Genomic DNA, 18655 nt, shown 5'->3' on the forward strand with positions numbered 1-18655 from the left:
GGCTAGCCGCGGCGGGCGTCGACGTCGCGACCGGGGTGCTCGCCGACGTCGTCTCCGGTGGACCGCTGCGGGAGTGGCTGCACAAGCAGCGCACCGGCCGCCCGCACGTGACGTGGAAGTTCGCCGCCAGCGTCGACGGCCGCAGCGCCGCGGCCGACGGCACCAGCCAGTGGATCACCGGCGAGGCCGCCCGCGCCGACGTGCACCGCAGGCGGGCCCGGGCGGATGCCATCGTGGTGGGCACCGGCACCGTGTTCGCCGACGATCCCACGCTGACCGCCCGCAGGCCCGACGGCAGTCTCGCCGACCGGCAACCGCTGCGCGTCGTCGTGGGGCAGCGCGAGATCTCCTCGGAGGCGAGGGTGCTCAACGACGACTCGAGGACCATGGTGATCCGCACCCACGACCCGCACGAGGTGATACGGGCGCTGACCGACCGCACCGACGTGCTCGTCGAAGGCGGACCGACGCTGGCAGGCGCGTTCGTGCGGGCAGGCGTGGTCGACCGGATCCTGGCGTACATGGCGCCGATCCTGCTCGGCGGGCCGATCACCGCGGTCGACGACGTCGGTGTGCCGACCATCGCCGCAGCCCGACGCTGGCGGTTCGACGGCATGGACGCCATCGGATCGGACCTGCTGGTGAGCCTGATCCCGGCCTAGTCGACCGCCAAGCGGGCGGGCGGAGTCAGCGCACCGACCTGATACAGCACGTCGAGTTCGTCGCGGATGCCCCAGTGCTCGCACAACCGACCGCCCCGCGATCGGAAGAAGTGCGCCGTCTTCATGGCGAACGGCCTGCCGGTGGCCATCACGCCCTCCGGCGACACCGCGTTGACACCGTGCGCGGTGGCCCGGATCGCGACGGTGTCGCCGGATTCCACGACGTCGTGGACCTCGTAGCGGACGCCGAGCACCTCCGTGACGAATGTGAGGATCGCGATGTACCCGTCGGGGCCCGGCGGCAGCGGCACCGGAGAGCCGTGGTCGATGAAGTCGTCGGTGACCAGGTCGTGGAGGCGGTCCAGCTGCCGGGTGTTGAGGGCGTCCATCACATCAGCGGCCAGGGCCGCGGTCGAGTTCGTCACGTCTTGTCGACGGGTGGGCGCTCGAAAAGGTTCACCAGCAGGCGGCCCGCTTCCACACCGACTGTGGGCTATCTCGCCCTCGACGCGCAGCCACGGCAAACAAATGAGGTGCCACTCTCGGTACACTCGTACCAGAGCGCTGTCACCGACGACCCACGCGCTGGTGACCCCGAGCAAAGGACTTGAGCGTGACTGCACTGCAGGACTGGCTCAGTATTCCCACCGTGACCCCGCAATCTGTGAAGACCTTCGTCTTCGCGCCCCTCCGCAGCGTCCTTCCTGGCAAAAAGGAGGACCGCAGCGAGCCGACGCTGTTGCGCCCCGGCCTCGAGCGCTGCTGACGTCAGTCGGCCCGGTGTCGGCCCAGCTGCCGCTCCGCGCCGGCGGCGGCCCGGTCGCTGAGCACGGGCTCGTCGGCGGGTGGCGCTGACACCGGCTGATCGGCGGGTGGCGCGGACTCCGGTTCGGCCAGTTCGTCGGCGTGTTCGTGGCGGCCCGCGATCAGCAGACCCAGCAGCGCGCCGACGATGCAGACCACGGCCGTCGCGAGGAAGATGTCCTGGAACTGCATCACGTACGCCTCGAGCGTCGCCTGGGTGTAACGGGTGGCCTGGGCGAGCGCCTGCTCTCTTGGCGAGCTCACGACGGGCTGCGGCAGCTCCTCCAGGCGCTGAGCCAGGGCCTTATTGAACCGGTACAGGCCCCACGCCGACAGCGCGGCGATGCCGACGAGCATGCCGATCATGCGCGCCACCACCACCGCGGCCGACGCGATGCCGTGCTGGGCTGCCGGCACCACCCGCAGCGTCGCCGAGGTCAGCGGGCCGATCACCAGGCCCAGTCCGATGCCGGCGATCGCGAGATCGGTGTCGAGCACCGGCAGCGACACGAATCCGAGGTCGTGGCGCGCCGCGAACAGGTCCACCGGCCACTTCGAGATCAGGAAGAACCCGCCGGCGGCGATCACCAGGCCGGCGAACGCGACCATCCGGTCACCGACCCGGCTGGCGATCCACCCGCCCAGCAGTGCGCCGACCGGGAGCGCGATGAGGAATCGAAGCAGCAGGAACGCGGCCTCGTTCTGGGACTGGCCGAGGACGCCCTGCCCGAACAGTTCGACGTTGACCAGCGTCACCATCAGCGCTGCGCCCGCCGTGAGGGACGCCCCGAGCGCGGCGAGGAACGGCCGGAACCGCACCCCCGCGGGTTCGATCAGGCGGGTGCGGGCGAACCGCTCCCAGACGAAGAAGCCGACGGTGACCACCGCGGCGGCGATCAGCAGCGGCGCACCGTAGTCGGGGAGGATCTTCTTGCCGTCCGGCGCGGGGTTGTACAGCCCGATGACCACCAGGCCGAGCGCGACGGCGAGCAGCACGCCGCCGACCACGTCGACCCTCTGCGGCTCGTCGGTCTGTCGGCGCCCGGGCAGGCTGAAGTGGATCATCACCATCGCGATGACCGCCAGCGGCACGTTGACCCAGAACACCGCCTGCCAGTGGTGGAACGCCCAGACCATGGCGATGCCGTACACCGGGCCCAACACAGCGCCGAGTTCCTGGGCGGCGCCCACCCCGCCGAGCACGGCAGCGCGTTGGCGGCTTGCCCACAGATCGGCGGCCAGGGCGAGGGTGACCGGCAGCAGTGCGCCGCTGGCGGCGCCCTGGATGGTTCGGCCGACGACCATCAGCACGAGGTCGGTCGACATCGCGGTGATCACCGAGCCGATCGCGAACCCGGCGAGGCTGACCTGCAGCATCATTTTGCGGCCGAATCGGTCCGACGCGCGCCCGAGCAGCGGCATCGCGGCGATGTAACCCAGCAGGTACCAGGTGATGATCGGCGTGACCCGCTGGATCTGATTGATCGCGATCCCGACGTCCATCATGATGTCGCGAATGATGGTGATCACGACGTAGGTGTCGAGCGCGCCAAGCAGCACCGCGAGGCTGCCCGCGCTCAGCGCGATGCCGCGGCTGCGCACCGTTGTCTTCGGCGTGGCTTCCACTGAGGGAGAAGTCATCACACCGCGGGCTTGGTGACGGTGACCGGCTTACCCCAGTCGGTGAACGTCATGGTGATGCTCACGCCGTCCTTGGGTTGCAGCTGTGCCTGCACCAGTTCTTTCTTGTCGTTCTCGGCGATCCACGCCGTGGCGGGCACGGGGCCGGTGGCGCCGAGCTGCGGGGCGATCGAGTTGACGGCCTCCGCGCTGACCGTGCCGGTCACCCGCACGGTGTCGGCGCCCGCGATGTTCTCGCGACCATCGGCCTTGGCGTCGGTGAAGTTGGCCAGCAGGTTGGCCAGTCCGCGGTTCGGGTCGAGGATCGCCGAGACGTCGAAGATGTCGGCGGCCGGACCGAAGTCCTGCAGACCGCTGCCCGGCGTGAGCGCGGCGTACAGGGTGCCGTCGACGACGGAGAACTGCACACCTTCGAGCCGCTGACCCATGAGAGCGAGGTTGGTGGTGCCCTGCGCGGCGACCGCGGGCGTGTTGGTCAGGTCGCCTTCCAGGGTCTCGATCGGCAGCTCCGGGATCTCACCTGTCGTCGAGAGCTTCAGGTGCGCACTCTGCAGCTCCCGGGTGGTCTTCGCGGAGTCCTGCAGCAAGGTGGCCGCGTCGGGCAGCGGCTCGCTCGACTGCTCCGGCGACGACGAACAGCCGGTCACCACCAACGCGGTGGCGAAAAGGATTGCGATGAAGGCATGCAGGGAATGGCGTGGGCGCAGACGCATGACTTGCATCGTAGAGGTTCGCTTCGCGCCGACGAGTTCGCCGCCCGCACCGGCGATCCGCCGGCACGCCGGAATAGGCTGGTCGTCGTGTTCACAGGAATCGTCGAAGAGGTGGGCGAGGTCGTCGACAAACAGGACCTCGGTGACGCCGCCCGGCTGGTCATCCGCGGTCCGGTCGTCACGTCGGACGCCGGTCACGGCGACTCGATCGCCGTCAACGGCGTCTGCCTGACGGTGGTCGACGTGCTGGCCGACGGATCGTTCTCGACCGACGTGATGGGCGAGACCCTCAACCGGTCGAGCCTGCGCGACATCGCCGAAGGCAGCCGGGTCAACCTGGAGCGTGCTGCGGCGGTCAACAGCCGGCTCGGCGGGCACATCGTGCAGGGCCACGTCGACGGCACCGGCCATGTGATTGCGCGCACACCGTTCGAGCACTGGGAGGTGATGCGGATCGACCTGCCCGCGTCGCTGTCCCGCTACGTCGTCGAGAAGGGGTCCATCACCGTCAACGGTGTGTCGCTGACCGTGTCGGGCCTGGGAGACGACTGGTTCGAGGTCTCGTTGATCCCCACCACCCGGGAATTGACGACGCTGGGCTCCGCGGCCATCGGTGACCCGGTCAACCTCGAGGTCGACATCATCGCCAAGTACGTCGAGCGACTGATGGGTCCCACGGCGGGCTAGCTGGCAATAATCGCCGTCTGCGAGTGGTTCATACTGATGGTGTGGACCCGGTCACCGAATCGACCGACCGAGGTCTCGGATCCGGTGAAGGTGGCAGCAGATGACCAGGCTCGACTCTGTCGAACGGGCGATCGCCGACATAGCGGCGGGTAAGGCCGTGGTCGTCATCGACGACGAGGACCGCGAGAACGAAGGCGACCTGATCTTCGCCGCCGAGAAGGCCACCCCCGAACTCGTCGCGTTCATGGTCCGCTACACCTCGGGCTACCTGTGCGTGCCGCTGAGCGGCGAGGTGTGCGACCGGCTCGGCCTGCTGCCGATGTACGCGGTCAACCAGGACAAGCACGGCACCGCCTACACGGTCACCGTGGACGCGAAAGTTGGTGTCGGAACCGGTATCTCGGCCTCCGACCGGGCGACGACGATGCGCGCACTCGCAGACCCCGGTGCCGTGGCCGAGGACTTCACCAAGCCGGGCCACGTGGTGCCGCTGCGCGCCAAGGACGGTGGCGTGCTGCGCCGGCCCGGGCACACCGAGGCCGCGGTCGATCTGGCGAGGCTGGCGGGGCTGCAGCCCGCGGGGGCGATCTGCGAGATCGTCAGCCAGAAGGACGAGGGCGCGATGGCGCAGACCGACGAGCTGAGGGTCTTCGCCGACGAGCACGAACTCGCGCTGATCTCGATCGCCGACCTGATCGAGTGGCGGCGCAAGCACGAGAAGCACATCGTCCGCATCGCCGAGGCCCGCATCCCCACCCGGCACGGCGAGTTCCGCGCCGTCGGCTACACCAGCATCTACGAGGACGTCGAACACGTGGCGCTGGTGCGCGGCGACGTGGCCGGCCCGCATGGCGACGGCCACGACGTGCTGGTCCGTGTGCACTCGGAGTGCCTGACCGGTGACGTGTTCGGCTCCCGGCGCTGCGACTGCGGGCCGCAACTGGACGCCGCCATGGCGATGGTGGCCCGCGAGGGCCGCGGCATCGTGCTGTACATGCGGGGCCACGAGGGACGCGGCATCGGCCTGATGCACAAGCTGCAGGCCTATCAGCTGCAGGACGCCGGCGACGACACCGTCGACGCGAACCTCAAGCTGGGCCTGCCCGCCGACGCGAGGGACTACGGCATCGGGGCGCAGATCCTCGTCGATCTGGGTGTGCGGTCGATGCGGCTGCTGACCAACAATCCCGCCAAGCGCGTCGGCCTCGACGGGTACGGGCTGCACATCATCGAGCGGGTGCCGTTGCCGGTGCGGGCCAACTCCGAGAACATCCGTTACCTGATGACCAAACGCGACCGCATGGGCCACGACCTGATCGGCCTGGACGACTTCGAAGAGGCGCACACGATGGACGGCTACGACGAGGCGGTCTACCTGCTCGGCGACCGCCGCCCGGCCGGCGATCCGCGCGACTCCGGCGGCGCCCGGTGAGCCCGGCGGCCGGGGTCCCGGACCTGCCGGAGCTCGACGCGTCGGACATCAAGCTGGCGATCGTCGCCAGCACCTGGCACCAGCAGATCTGTGACGCCCTGCTCGACGGCGCCCGCAAGGTCGCGTCCGAAGCCGGCATCGACGACCCCACGGTGGTGCGTGTTCTCGGGGCCATCGAGATACCGGTGGTGGCACAGGCTTTGGCCGCAGGCCACGACGCGGTGGTGGCGCTCGGCGTGGTGATCCGCGGCCAGACACCGCATTTCGATTACGTCTGCGATGCGGTGACCCAGGGCCTGACCCGGGTGTCGCTCGACGCGTCCACCCCGGTCGCCAACGGGGTGCTGACCGTCAACACCGAGGACCAGGCCCTCGACCGCGCGGGCCTGCCGTCCTCGATCGAGGACAAGGGCGCCCAGGCCGCCGCGGCGGCGCTGTCGACCGCGCTGACCCTGCGTGAGCTGCGCGGGTCATGAGCGACGCCTCCGGCAACGACGTCGAGCTCGAGGTGCGGCCCCATCTCACGCCGTACTTCGCCTACGCGGCGGCCGTGATCATCGTCGCCGCGCACGTCACCGTGGGCCTGCTGCTCAAGGTCCGCTCGACCGGGGTGATCTTCCAGACCGCCGACCAGGTGGCGATCGCCCTGCTCGGCGTCGTGATCGGCGGCGTGGTGCTGCTCTTCGCCAGGCCCCGGCTCCGTGTCGGTGCGTCGGGCCTGGCGGTGCGGAATCTGTTGACGTACAAGCTCATTCCGTGGTCCGACGTGGTGGGTGTGTCGTTCCCGGTGGGCGCCCGGTGGGCCCGGATCGACCTGCCGGACGACGAGTACATCCCCGTCATGGCCATCCAGGCGATCGACAAGGGGCGCGCCGTCGACGCGATGGACCAGGTGCGTGCCGCGCTGGCGCGCCACCGGCCCGACATCACGTCACGCTGAGCGCCATCGCGAACTCGGGACGCGTCCCCTCCGCAGTCACCGACTTCACAGTGAATCCCAGGCTCTCGTAGACGCTGCGGGCCACCGAGTTGTCGGCGGCCACCCGCAGCGTCACCGTCCGGGCGCCCTGCCTGCTCGCCCAGTCCACGGCGGCCTCGACCAGCGGCCGGGCCAGACCGTGTCCGCGTGCCTCGGGATCGAGCCATAAGGAGTACAGGTACACGGTGTCGATGCTCTCCTTCTGCGCGCCGATCAGCCCGACCGGACGGTCGTCGACGAATGCGGCGAACTGTGCGTGGTCACGCAGCCGGCGCCGCCACTGCGCCGCGGTGAACGCGGACTCGTTGACGAACTGCGGGTCGTCGGAACCCAGTGAGTCGGTGAGCGCCCGCAACCGGATGACGGCGAACGTGCGCCAATCGGATTCGGCGAGGCGGGTGACCCTGGCGGTCGTCACCGGAGCACACCTCGAGTCGGCCCCCTACCCTCCGGGCGGGCGGTACCCCCGGCGCTCCTGCTCACCGCGCGTCGCCCATCACCAGCCCTTCGCGACGCGGATCGGCGCCGCCGGTCAGGCCGGACTGGTCCCGCACGATCGCGGACAACCCACTCGACTGGTCGGCCAGGTCGACGTCGTGGCCGAGTTTGCGCAGACCCTGCACGAGCGGGTCGTCGTCGCCGTCGTTGGCGGTGTTGATGTTTGGATGTTCGCCGCCCACATTGGTTTTCGGCGTGTTCGCGGCCCCGAAGTCGACCATTCCGACCGCCTGCTGCGGATCGAGCCCCCAGTCGGTCATGCCGACGACGGTCTTCACGACGAACTGGATGATCACCGAGCCGCCGGGGGAGCCGAGCACGGCGTACAACGGCCCCCGTGCCCCCGGCGCGCCACCGCCCTCGCCGAACACCAGTGTCGGCGCCATCGTGCTGCGCGGCCGCTTGCCGGGCTGGATCCGGTTGGCGACCGGCGCACCGTCCGGTCCGGCGGGCTCCGCCGAGAAGTCGGTGAGCTGGTTGTTGAGGATGAAGCCGTCGACCATGTGGAACGAGCCGAACGCCGACTCCACGGTGGTGGTCAGCGATGCGGCGTTGCCGAAGGAGTCGACCACGCTGATCTGGCTGGTGCCGTGTTCCGGTGTCGGCGGCACCGGCGAGGTCGGTGGGCCGAACGCGCCCGGCTTGGCGGTGCCCATCGTCCGCTGCTCGGAGATCAGCGCCGCACGCCCGGCGAGGTAGTCGCTGTTGAGCAGGGTGTCCGGGGTGCCGCCCGGCAGCGGGACGAATTCGGTGTCGGCGACGTACTTGTCGCGATCGGCGTAGGCCAGCCGTTCGGCCTCGGAGATGAGGTGGACACCCATCACCGACGGCCGGCCGCCGTTGAGGTCGAGGTCGGTGGGCTTGTGGTCGCCCATCGAGAAGCGCTCCAGCATGCCGAGGGTGGCCAGCACCGCGATGCCACCCGAGGACGGCGGCGGCATCCCGCACACCTCCCGGCCGCGGTACGACTTGCACAGCGGCTCACGCATCTTCACCGTGTAGCCGGCCAGGTCCTGCACCGTCATCAGGCTGGGGGTGCGGCCGCCCGCGGTGTCCGCGGCGGATTCCACGATCGCCTGGGCGATCGGCCCGGTGTAGAACGCCTGCGCCCCGTTGGTCGCCAGCGCGCCGAGGGTCTTGGCGTATGCCGGGTTCGTCAGCCGGGTGCCCGCGGTCTTGGGGCTGCCGTCGGCGTTGAGGAAGTAGGCGGCGGCCTCGGGGTCGACCCGCAACTCCTTGGCGACGTCCGCGATGGCCGCGGCCAGCCGGGGACTGATGTCGAAACCGCGGTCGGCCAGCCCCACCGCGGGCTGGAACAGGTCGCGCCAGGTGGACTTGCCGTGCTCCCGGTGGGCGTCCTCGAGCATCCGCACGATGCCGGGCACACCGATGGAACGACCCGACGCCCTCGCGTCCGGCTTCGGCTCGGTGCGGTCGGTGTCGGAGATCCAGCGCAGGTAGTTCTCGGTCGCGGCGGCCGGGGCCACCTCACGTCCGTCGTAGGCCTGCACCTTGCCCGACGCGGCGTCGAAGTACAGCAGGAAGCCGCCGCCGCCGATGCCGGATGCCTGAGGTTCGACCAGGCCCAGCACCGCCTGCGCGGTGACCAGCGCGTCGGCGGCGGTGCCACCGTCGCGCAGCACCCGGCATGCCTCTTGGGTGGCCAGCGGATTCGCCGTTGCGACCGCATAGCGCGCCGTGTTCACGGCCGTCATGTCCTTGCGGTAGCCCGTCGCCACCTCGGGATTGGTGCCGAGATTCCGCGAGGTGGGAGCGTCGGGTGCGGCGGTCGGCGTCTTGGGCGCCGGTGTGCCGTTGGACACGATCTCGCACGGGCTCGCCGCGGGGGTGGGCGGGGACTCCTCGTCGCCGCCGCAGCCGGCGACCACCAGTCCGACAGCCGCCAACAGGGCCGCGAGCTTCTGCGGGCATACCGGGATGCGCACGCCTCGACGTTAGCGGAGTCACAGGTGCTTGCGGCAGTAACCTGGAAACCGTGCCCGATCCAGCGACGTACCGACCCGCGCCCGGGTCGATACCCGTCGAACCGGGTGTCTACCGCTTCCGCGACCCGCACGGCCGGGTGATCTATGTCGGCAAGGCCAAGAGCCTGCGCAGCAGGCTGAACTCCTACTTCGCCGACATCGCCGGCCTGGCGCCGCGCACCAGGCAGATGGTGACGACCGCGGCCAAGGTCGAGTGGACGGTGGTCACCACCGAGGTCGAGGCGCTGCAGCTGGAGTACCTCTGGATCAAGGAGTTCGATCCGCGGTTCAACATCCGCTACCGCGACGACAAGTCCTACCCGGTGCTGGCGGTCACGCTGAACGAGGAGTACCCGCGGCTTATGGTCTACCGGGGCCCGCGGCGCAAGGGGGTGCGGTACTTCGGTCCGTACTCGCACGCCTGGGCGATCCGGGAGACCCTCGACCTGCTCACCCGGGTGTTCCCGTCGCGCACCTGCTCGGCCGGAGTGTTCAAGCGGCACAAGCAGATCGACCGGCCCTGCCTGCTCGGCTACATCGACAAGTGCTCGGCGCCGTGCGTCGGCCGGGTCAGCGCCGACGAACACCGCCGGATCGTGCTGGACTTCTGCGACTTCCTGGCGGGCAAGACCGACCGGCTGGCCCGTGACATGGAACAGCAGATGGCCGAGGCCGCCGGGCAGTTGGACTTCGAACGCGCGGCGCGGTTACGGGACAACATCGGCGCGCTGAAGCGGGCGCTCGAGAAGCAGACCGTCGTGTTCGGTGACGGCACCGACGCCGACCTGGTGGCCTTCGCCGACGACGAGCTCGAGGCGGCGGTACAGGTCTTCCACGTCCGCGGCGGGCGGGTGCGCGGCCAGCGCGGCTGGATCGTCGAGAAGTCCGGCGACCCCGGCGAATCCGGCGAGGAGCGGTTGGTCGAACAGTTCCTCACCCAGTTCTACGGCGACCAGGCGGAGCTGGGCGTGGCCGGCGACGGCGGCAAGGACGAGGCGACCAACCCGGTGCCCCGTCAGGTGCTGGTGCCGTGCCTGCCGGACAACGCCGACGAACTGGCGGAATGGCTGTCGGGGCTGCGCGGGTCGCGGGTGTCGCTGCGGGTGCCCCAGCGTGGTGACAAGCGGGCGCTGGCCGAGACCGTGAGACGCAACGCGATGGACGCGCTGGCACAGCACAAGTTGAAACGAGCCGGCGACTTCACGGCGAGAAGCGCTGCGCTGCAGAGCATCCAGGACACCCTCGGGCTCGCCGACGCACCGCTGCGCATCGAGTGCGTCGACATCAGCCACGTCCAGGGCACCGACGTGGTGGCCTCGCTGGTGGTGTTCGAGGACGGGCTGCCGCGCAAGTCCGACTACCGCCACTACGCGATCCGGGAGGCCGCCGGGGAGGGCCGCTCCGACGACGTGGCCTCCATCGCCGAGGTCACCCGGCGGCGCTTCTACCGCCATCTGCACGACACCCGGCCCCCGACGGAGACCCCGGACGCGCCGGACGTGACGGAGGCGACCGACGCCGCGGGCACGGCCAGGCCGCGGCGCTTCGCCTACCCGCCGAACCTGTTCGTCGTCGACGGCGGCGCGCCTCAGGTCAACGCCGCACAGGCGGTGCTCGACGAACTCGGGGTCACCGACGTCGCCGTCGTCGGGCTGGCCAAGCGGCTGGAGGAGGTGTGGGTGCCCGCGGAACCCGACCCGGTGATCTTCCCGCGCAACAGCGAGGGGCTGTATCTGCTGCAGCGCGTCCGCGACGAGGCGCACCGGTTCGCCATCGCCTATCACCGCAGCAAGCGGTCCAAGCGGATGACGGCGTCGGCGCTCGACTCGGTGCGTGGGCTGGGCGAACACCGGCGCAAGGCGCTCGTGACCCACTTCGGTTCGGTGGCCAAGCTGAAGGAGGCCACCGTCGAGGAGATCACCGCGGTGCCGGGGATCGGCGCGGCGACGGCGAAGGCGGTGCTGGAGGCGCTCGGCGGCGCGGCGGCCGATTCCGCTGTGCCCACAGCCGTTGTCGAGGATGATCAGGCCAGGGCATCGGGATGACAGAGTCAGGAATGAGCGGACAACTGCAGGACGACGGGGTGGTTCACGAGTCGGGCGGGGAATCGGGCATCGACGTCGTGCTGGTGACCGGGCTGTCCGGGGCGGGTCGCGGAACGGCGGCCAAGGTGCTCGAGGACCTCGGCTGGTACGTCGCCGACAACCTGCCGCCGGAGCTGATCGCCCGGATGGTCGAGCTGGGGCTGGCCGCCGGTTCCCGCATCACGCAGCTGGCCGTGGTGATGGACGTCCGGTCGCGTGGTTTCACCGGCGACCTTGACTGGGTGCGCAGCGATCTGGCGACCCGCAACATCAGACCGCGGGTGCTGTTCCTCGAGGCGTCCGACGACATCCTGGTGCGGCGCTACGAACAGAACCGCCGCAGCCATCCGCTGCAGGGCAACCAGACGCTGGCCGAGGGCATCGCCGCCGAACGGGCGCTGCTGGCCGCGGTGCGCGCGACGGCCGACCTGGTGATCGACACCTCGAAGCTGTCGGTGCCCGCGCTGCGCGAGAGCATCGAGCGGGCGTTCGGTGGCGAGACCGTCGCCCACACGAGCGTCACGGTCGAGTCGTTCGGGTACAAATACGGCCTGCCGATGGATGCCGACACGGTGATGGACGTGCGGTTCCTGCCGAATCCGCACTGGGTCGACGACCTGCGTCCGCACACCGGCCAGCACGAGGCGGTGCGCGACTACGTGCTCGGGCAGCCGGGCGCCGCCGAGTTCCTCGACACCTACCATCGGTTGCTGGACGTCGTGATCGAGGGCTACCGCCGGGAGGGAAAGCGCTACATGACGGTCGCCATCGGATGTACGGGCGGCAAGCATCGCAGCGTCGCGATGGCCGAGGCGCTGGCCGGGCGGCTGCAAGGCGGTGACGGGCTGACGGTGCGGGTGCTGCACCGGGATCTGGGGCGCGAATGAGCCCGCGGATCGTCGCGCTCGGCGGTGGGCACGGCCTGTATGCGACGCTGTCCGCGGCACGCCGCCTCAGCCATCACGTCACCGCGGTGGTCACGGTCGCCGACGACGGCGGATCGTCGGGGCGGCTGCGCAGCGAACTGGACGTGGTTCCGCCAGGCGATCTGCGGATGGCGTTGGCGGCGTTGGCATCCGACACACCGCAGGGACGGCTGTGGGCGACGATCATCCAGCACCGGTTCGGCGGCAGTGGCGCGCTGGCCGGCCATCCGATCGGCAACCTGATGCTGGCCGGGCTGAGCGAGGTGCTCGCCGATCCGGTCGCCGCGCTCGACGAGCTGGGCCGGGTGCTCGGACTGAAGGGCCGGGTGCTGCCGATGTGCCCGATCGCACTGCAGATCGAGGCCGACGTCGCGGGCCTGGAGTCCGATCCGCGGATGAGCCGGGTGATCCGCGGTCAGGTGGCGATCGCGACGACGGTCGGCAAGGTGCGCCGGGTCCGGTTGCTGCCGGGTGACCCGCCGGCGACCCGGCAGGCGGTGGACGCGATCATGAGCGCCGATCTGGTGGTGCTGGGCCCGGGCTCGTGGTTCACCAGCGTCATCCCGCATGTGCTGGTGCCGGAACTGGCGGCTGCGCTGCGCGCCACCTCCGCCAGGCGGGCGCTGGTGCTCAACCTCGCGGCCGAGCCGGGGGAGACCGCCGGCTTCTCGGTGGAGCGGCACATCCACGTGCTCGCCCAGCACGCGCCGGACTTCACCGCGCACGACATCATCGTCGACGCCACCCGGGTGCCGAGCGACCGCGAGCGTGAGCAACTGAGCCGCACCGCCACCATCCTCGAGGCCCGCGTGGAGTTTGCTGACGTGTGTAGACCTGGTACACCTTTACATGACCCGGCGAAACTGGCCGCGGCACTGGAGGGTGTCCGCTTGCGAGGGGTGGCCCCGGCCCCCGATGTGCAGATGCCGACGGTGCCCACACCGACCGTGAACAGACCGAGAGGTGACGACCCGTGGCGATGACAGCCGAGGTCAAGGACGAGCTGAGCCGGTTGGTGGTCAACTCGGTGAGCGCTCGCCGCGCCGAGGTGGCCGCCCTGCTGCGCTTCGCCGGTGGGCTGCACATCGTGTCGGGGCGGGTGGTCGTCGAGGCCGAGGTCGACCTGGGCATCATCGCCCGCCGTCTCCGCAAGGACATCCACGACCTGTACGGCTACAACGCGGTGGTGCACGTGCTGTCGGCCAGCGGGATCCGCAAGGGCACCCGGTACGTGGTGCGGGTGGCCAAGGACGGCGAGGCTCTGGCCAGACAGACAGGCCTGCTGGACCTCCGTGGCCGCCCGGTGCGCGGACTTCCGGCCCAGGTGGTCGGCGGCAGCGTCGGCGACGCCGAAGCCGCTTGGCGCGGTGCGTTTCTCGCGCACGGATCGCTGACCGAGCCGGGTCGCTCCTCGGCGCTCGAGGTGAGCTGCCCGGGTCCCGAGGCGGCGCTGGCGCTGGTCGGTGCGGCCCGCCGGCTGGGGGTGAGCGCGAAGGCGCGCGAGGTTCGGGGCAGCGACCGGGTGGTGGTGCGCGACGGCGAGGCCATCGGTGCGCTGCTGACCCGGATGGGCGCTCAGGACACCCGGTTGACGTGGGAGGAGCGCCGGATGCGGCGCGAGGTCCGCGCTACCGCGAACCGGCTGGCCAACTTCGACGACGCGAACCTGCGGCGCTCGGCACGCGCGGCGGTCGCGGCGGCCGCCCGGGTGGAGCGGGCGTTGCACATCTTGGGTGACACCGTGCCGGACCACCTGTCGGCGGCAGGCCGGTTGCGGGTGGAGCACCGGCAGGCCTCGCTCGAGGAACTCGGCCGGTTGGCCGACCCGCCCATGACGAAAGACGCTGTGGCAGGCCGGATCCGACGCTTGCTTTCGATGGCCGACCGGAAGGCCAAGCAGGACGGCATTCCCGACACCGAGTCCGCGGTGACGCCCGACCTGCTCGAGGACGCTTAGCCCACGCCCTTGCCGCCGAGCGCACGGATTCGGCGCGCGGGTCTTTGCTGGCTACCGCCGTCGCCGAGTGCACGGATGTTGCACGGGAACGCCGAGTGGCGACGCTAACAACCGTGCGCTCGCGGATGGTGCGACTTCGTTACCGTGGCGGCATGGGCAATCTACGGGTCGGCGTGGCCTTTCCCGATCCACCGTTCAACGGCATGGCCGGCGACGACGGCCGTCCCGCGGGCCTCGACATCGACCTCATGACCGCGGTCGCCGAGCACCTCGGCGACACCGTCGAGTTCGTCGGCTACGAGGGCGCCGACTTCGACGGCATCTTCGACGCGCTCGCCGCCGGGGAGTTCGACTGCGTCGCCGCGGGCACGACGGTCACACCCGAGCGTGAGGCCAGGGCGGCCTTCGCGCCGCCCTACCTGATCAGCGGGCAGGCCCTCGCGGTCGACACCGCACGGCTGCCGCGGGTGCGTTCCGTCGACGACCTCGACGGGCTGACCATCGGCGTGCAGCAGGGCAACACCAGCGAGCCGATCGCCCAGCGCCTCGTCGAGGAGGGCAGGGCCGCCGCGGTGAAGCGTTACGAATACGGCGACATCAAGACCGCACTGGCCGACCTGACCACCGGTGGCTGCGACGCCTTCATGAAGCTGGCTCCCGTGCTGACCGAACTGGTCAAGCACGTCCGCGGGGTCGAGGTCGTCCAGAAGGGACTGACCACGGACGAGATCGCGATCGCCGTGGCCGCCGGCGACCAGCGGCTGCTCGGCCGGATCACCGTCGCGCAGGCCGAACTCGAGGCCGATGGCACCCTGCAGGGAATCCGCCGCAAATGGCTCGGCAATCCGTACGCCGACCAGCGCCTGGCGCTGCACTGACCAGCCCGCGCGGCCCATCGGCCGCCCCATTAGGCTGGCCTTCGAGTACCACACCAGAGGCGATCAAGAGGAGAACCACGTGACCATCCGGGTAGGCGTCAACGGCTTCGGCCGCATCGGGCGAAACTTCTTCCGCGCGCTGGACGCCCAGAAGCACGAGGGCAAGAACACCGACATAGAGATCGTGGCCGTCAACGACCTCACCGACAACGAGACGCTCGCGCACTTGCTGAAGTTCGACTCGATCCTCGGTCGGCTGCCCTACGACGTCGAGGTCGACGGCGAAGAGATCATCGTCGGCGGACACAAGCTCAAGGGTCTGTCCATCAAGGAGGGCCCGTCGGCCCTGCCGTGGGGCGACCTGGGCGTCGACGTCGTCGTCGAGTCCACCGGCATCTTCACCAAGCGCGACAAGGCGCAGGGCCACCTCGACGCGGGCGCCAAGAAGGTCATCATCTCGGCGCCGGCCAGCGACGAGGACATCACCATCGTGCTCGGCGTCAACGACGACAAGTACGACGGCAGCCAGAACATCATCTCCAACGCGTCGTGCACCACGAACTGCCTCGGCCCGCTGGCCAAGGTGCTCAACGACGAGTTCGGCATCGTCAAGGGCCTGATGACGACGATCCACGCCTACACCCAGGACCAGAACCTGCAGGACGGCCCGCATAAGGACCTGCGCCGGGCCCGCGCCGCCGCCATCAACATCGTGCCCACCTCGACCGGCGCCGCCAAGGCCATCGGCCTGGTGCTGCCCGAACTGAAGGGCAAGCTCGACGGCTACGCGCTGCGGGTGCCGATCCCCACCGGCTCGGTCACCGACCTCACCGCGGAGCTGAACAAGCCGGGCACCGTCGACGAGATCAACGCCGCGTTCAAGGCCGCCGCCGACGGGCCGCTCAAGGGCATCCTCAAGTACTACGACGCCCCGATCGTGTCCAGCGACATCGTCACCGACCCGCACAGCTCGCTGTTCGACTCGGGCCTGACCAAGGTCATCGACAACCAGGCCAAGGTCGTCTCCTGGTACGACAACGAGTGGGGCTACTCCAACCGCCTGGTCGATCTGGTCGCGCTCGTCGGCAAGTCCCTCTAGTCGCGATGGCCGTCAGAACGCTCGACGATCTGCTGAACGACGGCGTCGAGGGTCGGGGCGTCCTGGTGCGCTCCGACCTCAACGTCCCGCTGGACGACGACGGCAACATCACCGACCCGGGCCGCATCACCGCGTCGGTGTCCACGCTCAAGGCGCTGTCCGACGCGGGAGCCAAGGTCGTCGTCACCGCCCACCTCGGCCGGCCCAAGGACGGCCCGGATCCGAAGTACTCGCTGGCGCCGGTGGCCAAGGCGCTCAGCGATCAGCTGGGCAGGCATGTCCAGCTGGCCGGCGACGTGGTCGGCTCGGACGCGCTCGCACGGTCCGAGGGACTCACCGACGGCGATGTGCTGCTGCTGGAGAACATCCGCTTCGACGCGCGGGAGACCAGCAAGAACGACGCTGAGCGGGCGAAGCTCGCCAAGGCGCTGGTCGAACTCGTCGGTGACGACGGCGCCTTCGTGTCCGACGGCTTCGGTGTGGTGCACCGCAAGCAGGCCTCGGTGTACGACGTCGCCACGCTGCTTCCGCACTATGCGGGCAACCTGGTGGCCACCGAGGTCAAGGTGCTCGAGCAGCTCACCAGTTCCACCGACCGGCCCTACGCCGTGGTGCTGGGCGGGTCGAAGGTGTCGGACAAGCTCGCGGTGATCGAGTCGCTGGCCACCAAGGCCGACAGCCTGGTGATCGGTGGCGGCATGTGCTTCACGTTCCTCGCCTCCCAGGGCGTCTCGGTGGGCGATTCGCTGCTCGAGGAGAGCATGATCGACACCTGCCGCAAGCTGCTCGACACCTACGGCGACGTCATCCACCTGCCGGTCGACATCGTGGTGGCGGAGAAGTTCGCCGCCGACTCGCCGGCGGAAACCGTTGCCGCCGACAAGATCCCGGACGGCAAGATGGGCCTGGACATCGGCCCCGAGTCGGTGAAGCGGTTCACCGCCCTGCTGTCGAACGCCAGGACCATCTTCTGGAACGGGCCGATGGGCGTCTTCGAGTTCCCGGCGTTCTCGGCGGGCACCAAGGGCGTCGCCGAGGCGATCATCGGGGCCACCGGCAAGGGCGCGTTCAGCGTCGTCGGCGGCGGCGACAGCGCGGCGGCCGTGCGCCAGCTCGGTCTCGCCGAGGACGGGTTCTCCCATATCTCCACCGGCGGCGGCGCGTCACTGGAGTATCTGGAGGGCAAGACGCTGCCGGGCATCGAGGTTCTGGAGGGTGATCAGTGAGCCGTAAGCCGCTCATCGCGGGCAACTGGAAGATGAACCTCAACCACTTCGAGGCCATCGCGCTGGTGCAGAAGATCGCATTCTCGTTGCCCGACAAGTACTTCGACAAGGTCGACGTCACCGTCATCCCGCCGTTCACCGACCTGCGCAGTGTGCAGACCCTGGTCGACGGCGACAAGCTGCGGCTCACCTACGGTGCGCAGGACGTCTCCCAGCACGACTCCGGGGCCTACACCGGTGAGATCAGCGGCGCCTTCCTGGCCAAGCTGGGCTGCAGCTTCGCGGTGGTGGGGCACTCCGAGCGGCGCACCTACCATAACGAGGACGACGCGCTGGTCGCGGCGAAGGCGTCGGCCGCGTTCCGGCACGGCATCACCCCGATCATCTGCATCGGCGAGCATCTGGACGTCCGCGAGGCGGGCAACCACGTCACGCACAACGTCGAACAGCTGCGCGGTTCGCTGGCCGGGCTGACGTCGGAGCAGATCGGCCAGGCGGTCATCGCCTACGAACCGGTGTGGGCGATCGGCACCGGCAGGGTCGCCAGCGCGGCCGACGCGCAGGAGGTCTGCAAGGCCATCCGTGACGAGCTGGGCAGTCTGGCGTCTCCGCAGGTGGCCGCGGGCGTCCGCGTGCTGTACGGCGGCTCGGTGAACGCCAAGAACGTCGGTGAGATCGTCGGACAGGCCGACGTGGACGGCGCCCTGGTCGGCGGGGCGTCGCTGGACGGCGAGCAGTTCGCCACGCTGTCGGCGATCGCCGCGGGCGGCCCGCTGCCCTGACGGGCAATTCGCGACTGACCGGCGGCGACCTGTAGTCTGGCCGCCATGGAAATGGCCCTGCAGATCATCCTGATCGTGACCAGCCTGCTGGTCGTGCTCCTGGTGCTGCTGCATCGCGCCAAGGGCGGCGGTCTGTCCACCCTGTTCGGTGGCGGCGTGCAGTCCAGCCTGTCCGGCTCCACCGTCGTCGAGAAGAACCTCGACCGCCTGACGCTGTTCGTCGTCGGCATCTGGCTCGTGTCGATCATCGGCGTCGGCCTGCAGATCAAGTACGCCTAGCCAGTCGAGGGTGACGCCGGTCG

At 69.9% G+C, this 18655-nt stretch carries 20 protein-coding genes; 15 read left to right on the plus strand and 5 right to left on the minus strand.

Going from position 1 to position 18655, the window contains the following annotated elements:
- Positions 1–662 (plus strand): RibD family protein (locus H7I41_RS17100; protein ID WP_264013796.1); only part of this gene is annotated, 662 nt, incomplete at its 5' end.
- On the opposite strand, the gene H7I41_RS17105 is transcribed toward H7I41_RS17100, so the two are convergent.
- A complete protein-coding gene (locus H7I41_RS17105) occupies positions 659–1087 on the minus strand; it encodes an ester cyclase (protein WP_264013797.1) in 429 nt (142 codons plus the stop codon). The two genes, H7I41_RS17100 and H7I41_RS17105, sit on opposite strands and share 4 nt — an antisense overlap.
- Before the next feature lie 188 nt (positions 1088–1275).
- On the opposite strand from H7I41_RS17105, the gene H7I41_RS17110 reads away from it, so the two are divergent.
- Entirely contained in the window at positions 1276–1428 is a 153-nt protein-coding gene (locus H7I41_RS17110; RefSeq protein WP_264013798.1) for a hypothetical protein, read from the plus strand.
- A gap of 2 nt (positions 1429–1430) precedes the next feature.
- On the opposite strand, the gene H7I41_RS17115 is transcribed toward H7I41_RS17110, so the two are convergent.
- The gene (locus H7I41_RS17115) at positions 1431–3107 is read right to left on the minus strand and encodes an MFS transporter (protein WP_276009011.1); all 1677 of its coding nucleotides are present in this window, start codon (positions 3105–3107) and stop codon (positions 1431–1433) included.
- Positions 3107–3820 (minus strand): LppX_LprAFG lipoprotein, encoded by a 714-nt coding sequence (locus H7I41_RS17120; RefSeq protein ID WP_264013799.1) that lies wholly within the window; start codon positions 3818–3820, stop codon positions 3107–3109. The genes H7I41_RS17115 and H7I41_RS17120 overlap by 1 nt, the downstream gene beginning before the upstream one ends.
- An 87-nt stretch (positions 3821–3907) precedes the next feature.
- On the opposite strand from H7I41_RS17120, the gene H7I41_RS17125 reads away from it, so the two are divergent.
- The 4 genes from H7I41_RS17125 (at position 3908) to H7I41_RS17140 (ending at position 6879) form a co-directional block, all read left to right on the plus strand.
- Positions 3908–4507 carry a riboflavin synthase gene (locus tag H7I41_RS17125; RefSeq protein WP_264013800.1) on the plus strand — a complete coding sequence of 200 codons (600 nt, stop codon included), beginning with the start codon at positions 3908–3910 and terminating at the stop codon, positions 4505–4507.
- Positions 4508–4607: 100 nt separating this feature from the next.
- Complete coding sequence (locus tag H7I41_RS17130) at positions 4608–5939, plus strand: bifunctional 3,4-dihydroxy-2-butanone-4-phosphate synthase/GTP cyclohydrolase II (RefSeq protein ID WP_264013801.1); 1332 nt, start codon at positions 4608–4610, stop codon at positions 5937–5939.
- Complete coding sequence (ribH, locus tag H7I41_RS17135) at positions 5936–6415, plus strand: 6,7-dimethyl-8-ribityllumazine synthase (protein ID WP_264013802.1); 480 nt, start codon at positions 5936–5938, stop codon at positions 6413–6415. The genes H7I41_RS17130 and ribH overlap by 4 nt, the downstream gene beginning before the upstream one ends.
- Entirely contained in the window at positions 6412–6879 is a 468-nt protein-coding gene (locus H7I41_RS17140; RefSeq protein ID WP_264013803.1) for a PH domain-containing protein, read from the plus strand. The genes ribH and H7I41_RS17140 overlap by 4 nt, the downstream gene beginning before the upstream one ends.
- On the opposite strand, the gene H7I41_RS17145 is transcribed toward H7I41_RS17140, so the two are convergent.
- Entirely contained in the window at positions 6866–7336 is a 471-nt protein-coding gene (locus H7I41_RS17145; RefSeq protein WP_264013804.1) for a GNAT family N-acetyltransferase, read from the minus strand. The genes H7I41_RS17140 and H7I41_RS17145 overlap by 14 nt on opposite strands.
- A gap of 61 nt (positions 7337–7397) precedes the next feature.
- Complete coding sequence (ggt, locus tag H7I41_RS17150) at positions 7398–9362, minus strand: gamma-glutamyltransferase (protein ID WP_372503761.1); 1965 nt, start codon at positions 9360–9362, stop codon at positions 7398–7400.
- Positions 9363–9412: 50 nt separating this feature from the next.
- On the opposite strand from ggt, the gene uvrC reads away from it, so the two are divergent.
- The 9 genes from uvrC (at position 9413) to secG (ending at position 18632) form a co-directional block, all read left to right on the plus strand.
- Positions 9413–11446, plus strand: coding sequence for an excinuclease ABC subunit UvrC (gene uvrC, locus H7I41_RS17155; protein ID WP_264013805.1), 2034 nt, complete (start codon positions 9413–9415; stop codon positions 11444–11446).
- Between the two features lie 11 nt (positions 11447–11457).
- A complete protein-coding gene (gene rapZ, locus H7I41_RS17160) occupies positions 11458–12372 on the plus strand; it encodes an RNase adapter RapZ (protein ID WP_264013806.1) in 915 nt (304 codons plus the stop codon).
- Positions 12369–13394 carry a uridine diphosphate-N-acetylglucosamine-binding protein YvcK gene (yvcK, locus tag H7I41_RS17165; protein ID WP_264013807.1) on the plus strand — a complete coding sequence of 342 codons (1026 nt, stop codon included), beginning with the start codon at positions 12369–12371 and terminating at the stop codon, positions 13392–13394. Before rapZ ends, yvcK begins: the two co-directional genes overlap by 4 nt.
- Positions 13391–14368, plus strand: coding sequence for a DNA-binding protein WhiA (whiA, locus tag H7I41_RS17170; protein WP_264013881.1), 978 nt, complete (start codon positions 13391–13393; stop codon positions 14366–14368). The genes yvcK and whiA overlap by 4 nt, the downstream gene beginning before the upstream one ends.
- Positions 14369–14520: 152 nt before the next feature.
- Positions 14521–15246, plus strand: coding sequence for an ABC transporter substrate-binding protein (locus H7I41_RS17175; protein WP_264013808.1), 726 nt, complete (start codon positions 14521–14523; stop codon positions 15244–15246).
- Positions 15247–15325: 79 nt separating this feature from the next.
- Positions 15326–16345 carry a type I glyceraldehyde-3-phosphate dehydrogenase gene (gap, locus tag H7I41_RS17180; protein WP_264013809.1) on the plus strand — a complete coding sequence of 340 codons (1020 nt, stop codon included), beginning with the start codon at positions 15326–15328 and terminating at the stop codon, positions 16343–16345.
- 5 nt (positions 16346–16350) lie between these two features.
- The gene (locus H7I41_RS17185) at positions 16351–17571 is read left to right on the plus strand and encodes a phosphoglycerate kinase (protein WP_264013810.1); all 1221 of its coding nucleotides are present in this window, start codon (positions 16351–16353) and stop codon (positions 17569–17571) included.
- Entirely contained in the window at positions 17568–18353 is a 786-nt protein-coding gene (tpiA, locus tag H7I41_RS17190) for a triose-phosphate isomerase (protein ID WP_264013811.1), read from the plus strand. Before H7I41_RS17185 ends, tpiA begins: the two co-directional genes overlap by 4 nt.
- 45 nt (positions 18354–18398) lie before the next feature.
- Positions 18399–18632 carry a preprotein translocase subunit SecG gene (gene secG / locus H7I41_RS17195; RefSeq protein WP_264013812.1) on the plus strand — a complete coding sequence of 78 codons (234 nt, stop codon included), beginning with the start codon at positions 18399–18401 and terminating at the stop codon, positions 18630–18632.
- Positions 18633–18655: the final 23 nt, after the last annotated feature.

Origin of the sequence: [Mycobacterium] manitobense (assembly GCF_025821665.1) — a bacterium.
Taxonomy (GTDB): domain Bacteria; phylum Actinomycetota; class Actinomycetes; order Mycobacteriales; family Mycobacteriaceae; genus Mycobacterium; species Mycobacterium arseniciresistens.

Coding starts and splice junctions, on each gene's coding strand:
- H7I41_RS17115 (WP_276009011.1), bottom strand. CDS start 3,107: ATGACTTCTCCCTCAGTGGAAGCCACGCCGAAGACAACGGTGCGCAGC.
- H7I41_RS17120 (WP_264013799.1), bottom strand. CDS start 3,820: ATGCGTCTGCGCCCACGCCATTCCCTGCATGCCTTCATCGCAATCCTT.
- H7I41_RS17130 (WP_264013801.1), top strand. CDS start 4,608: ATGACCAGGCTCGACTCTGTCGAACGGGCGATCGCCGACATAGCGGCG.
- H7I41_RS17140 (WP_264013803.1), top strand. CDS start 6,412: ATGAGCGACGCCTCCGGCAACGACGTCGAGCTCGAGGTGCGGCCCCAT.
- rapZ (WP_264013806.1), top strand. CDS start 11,458: ATGAGCGGACAACTGCAGGACGACGGGGTGGTTCACGAGTCGGGCGGG.
- yvcK (WP_264013807.1), top strand. CDS start 12,369: ATGAGCCCGCGGATCGTCGCGCTCGGCGGTGGGCACGGCCTGTATGCG.
- whiA (WP_264013881.1), top strand. CDS start 13,391: ATGACAGCCGAGGTCAAGGACGAGCTGAGCCGGTTGGTGGTCAACTCG.
- H7I41_RS17175 (WP_264013808.1), top strand. CDS start 14,521: ATGGGCAATCTACGGGTCGGCGTGGCCTTTCCCGATCCACCGTTCAAC.
- H7I41_RS17185 (WP_264013810.1), top strand. CDS start 16,351: ATGGCCGTCAGAACGCTCGACGATCTGCTGAACGACGGCGTCGAGGGT.
- secG (WP_264013812.1), top strand. CDS start 18,399: ATGGAAATGGCCCTGCAGATCATCCTGATCGTGACCAGCCTGCTGGTC.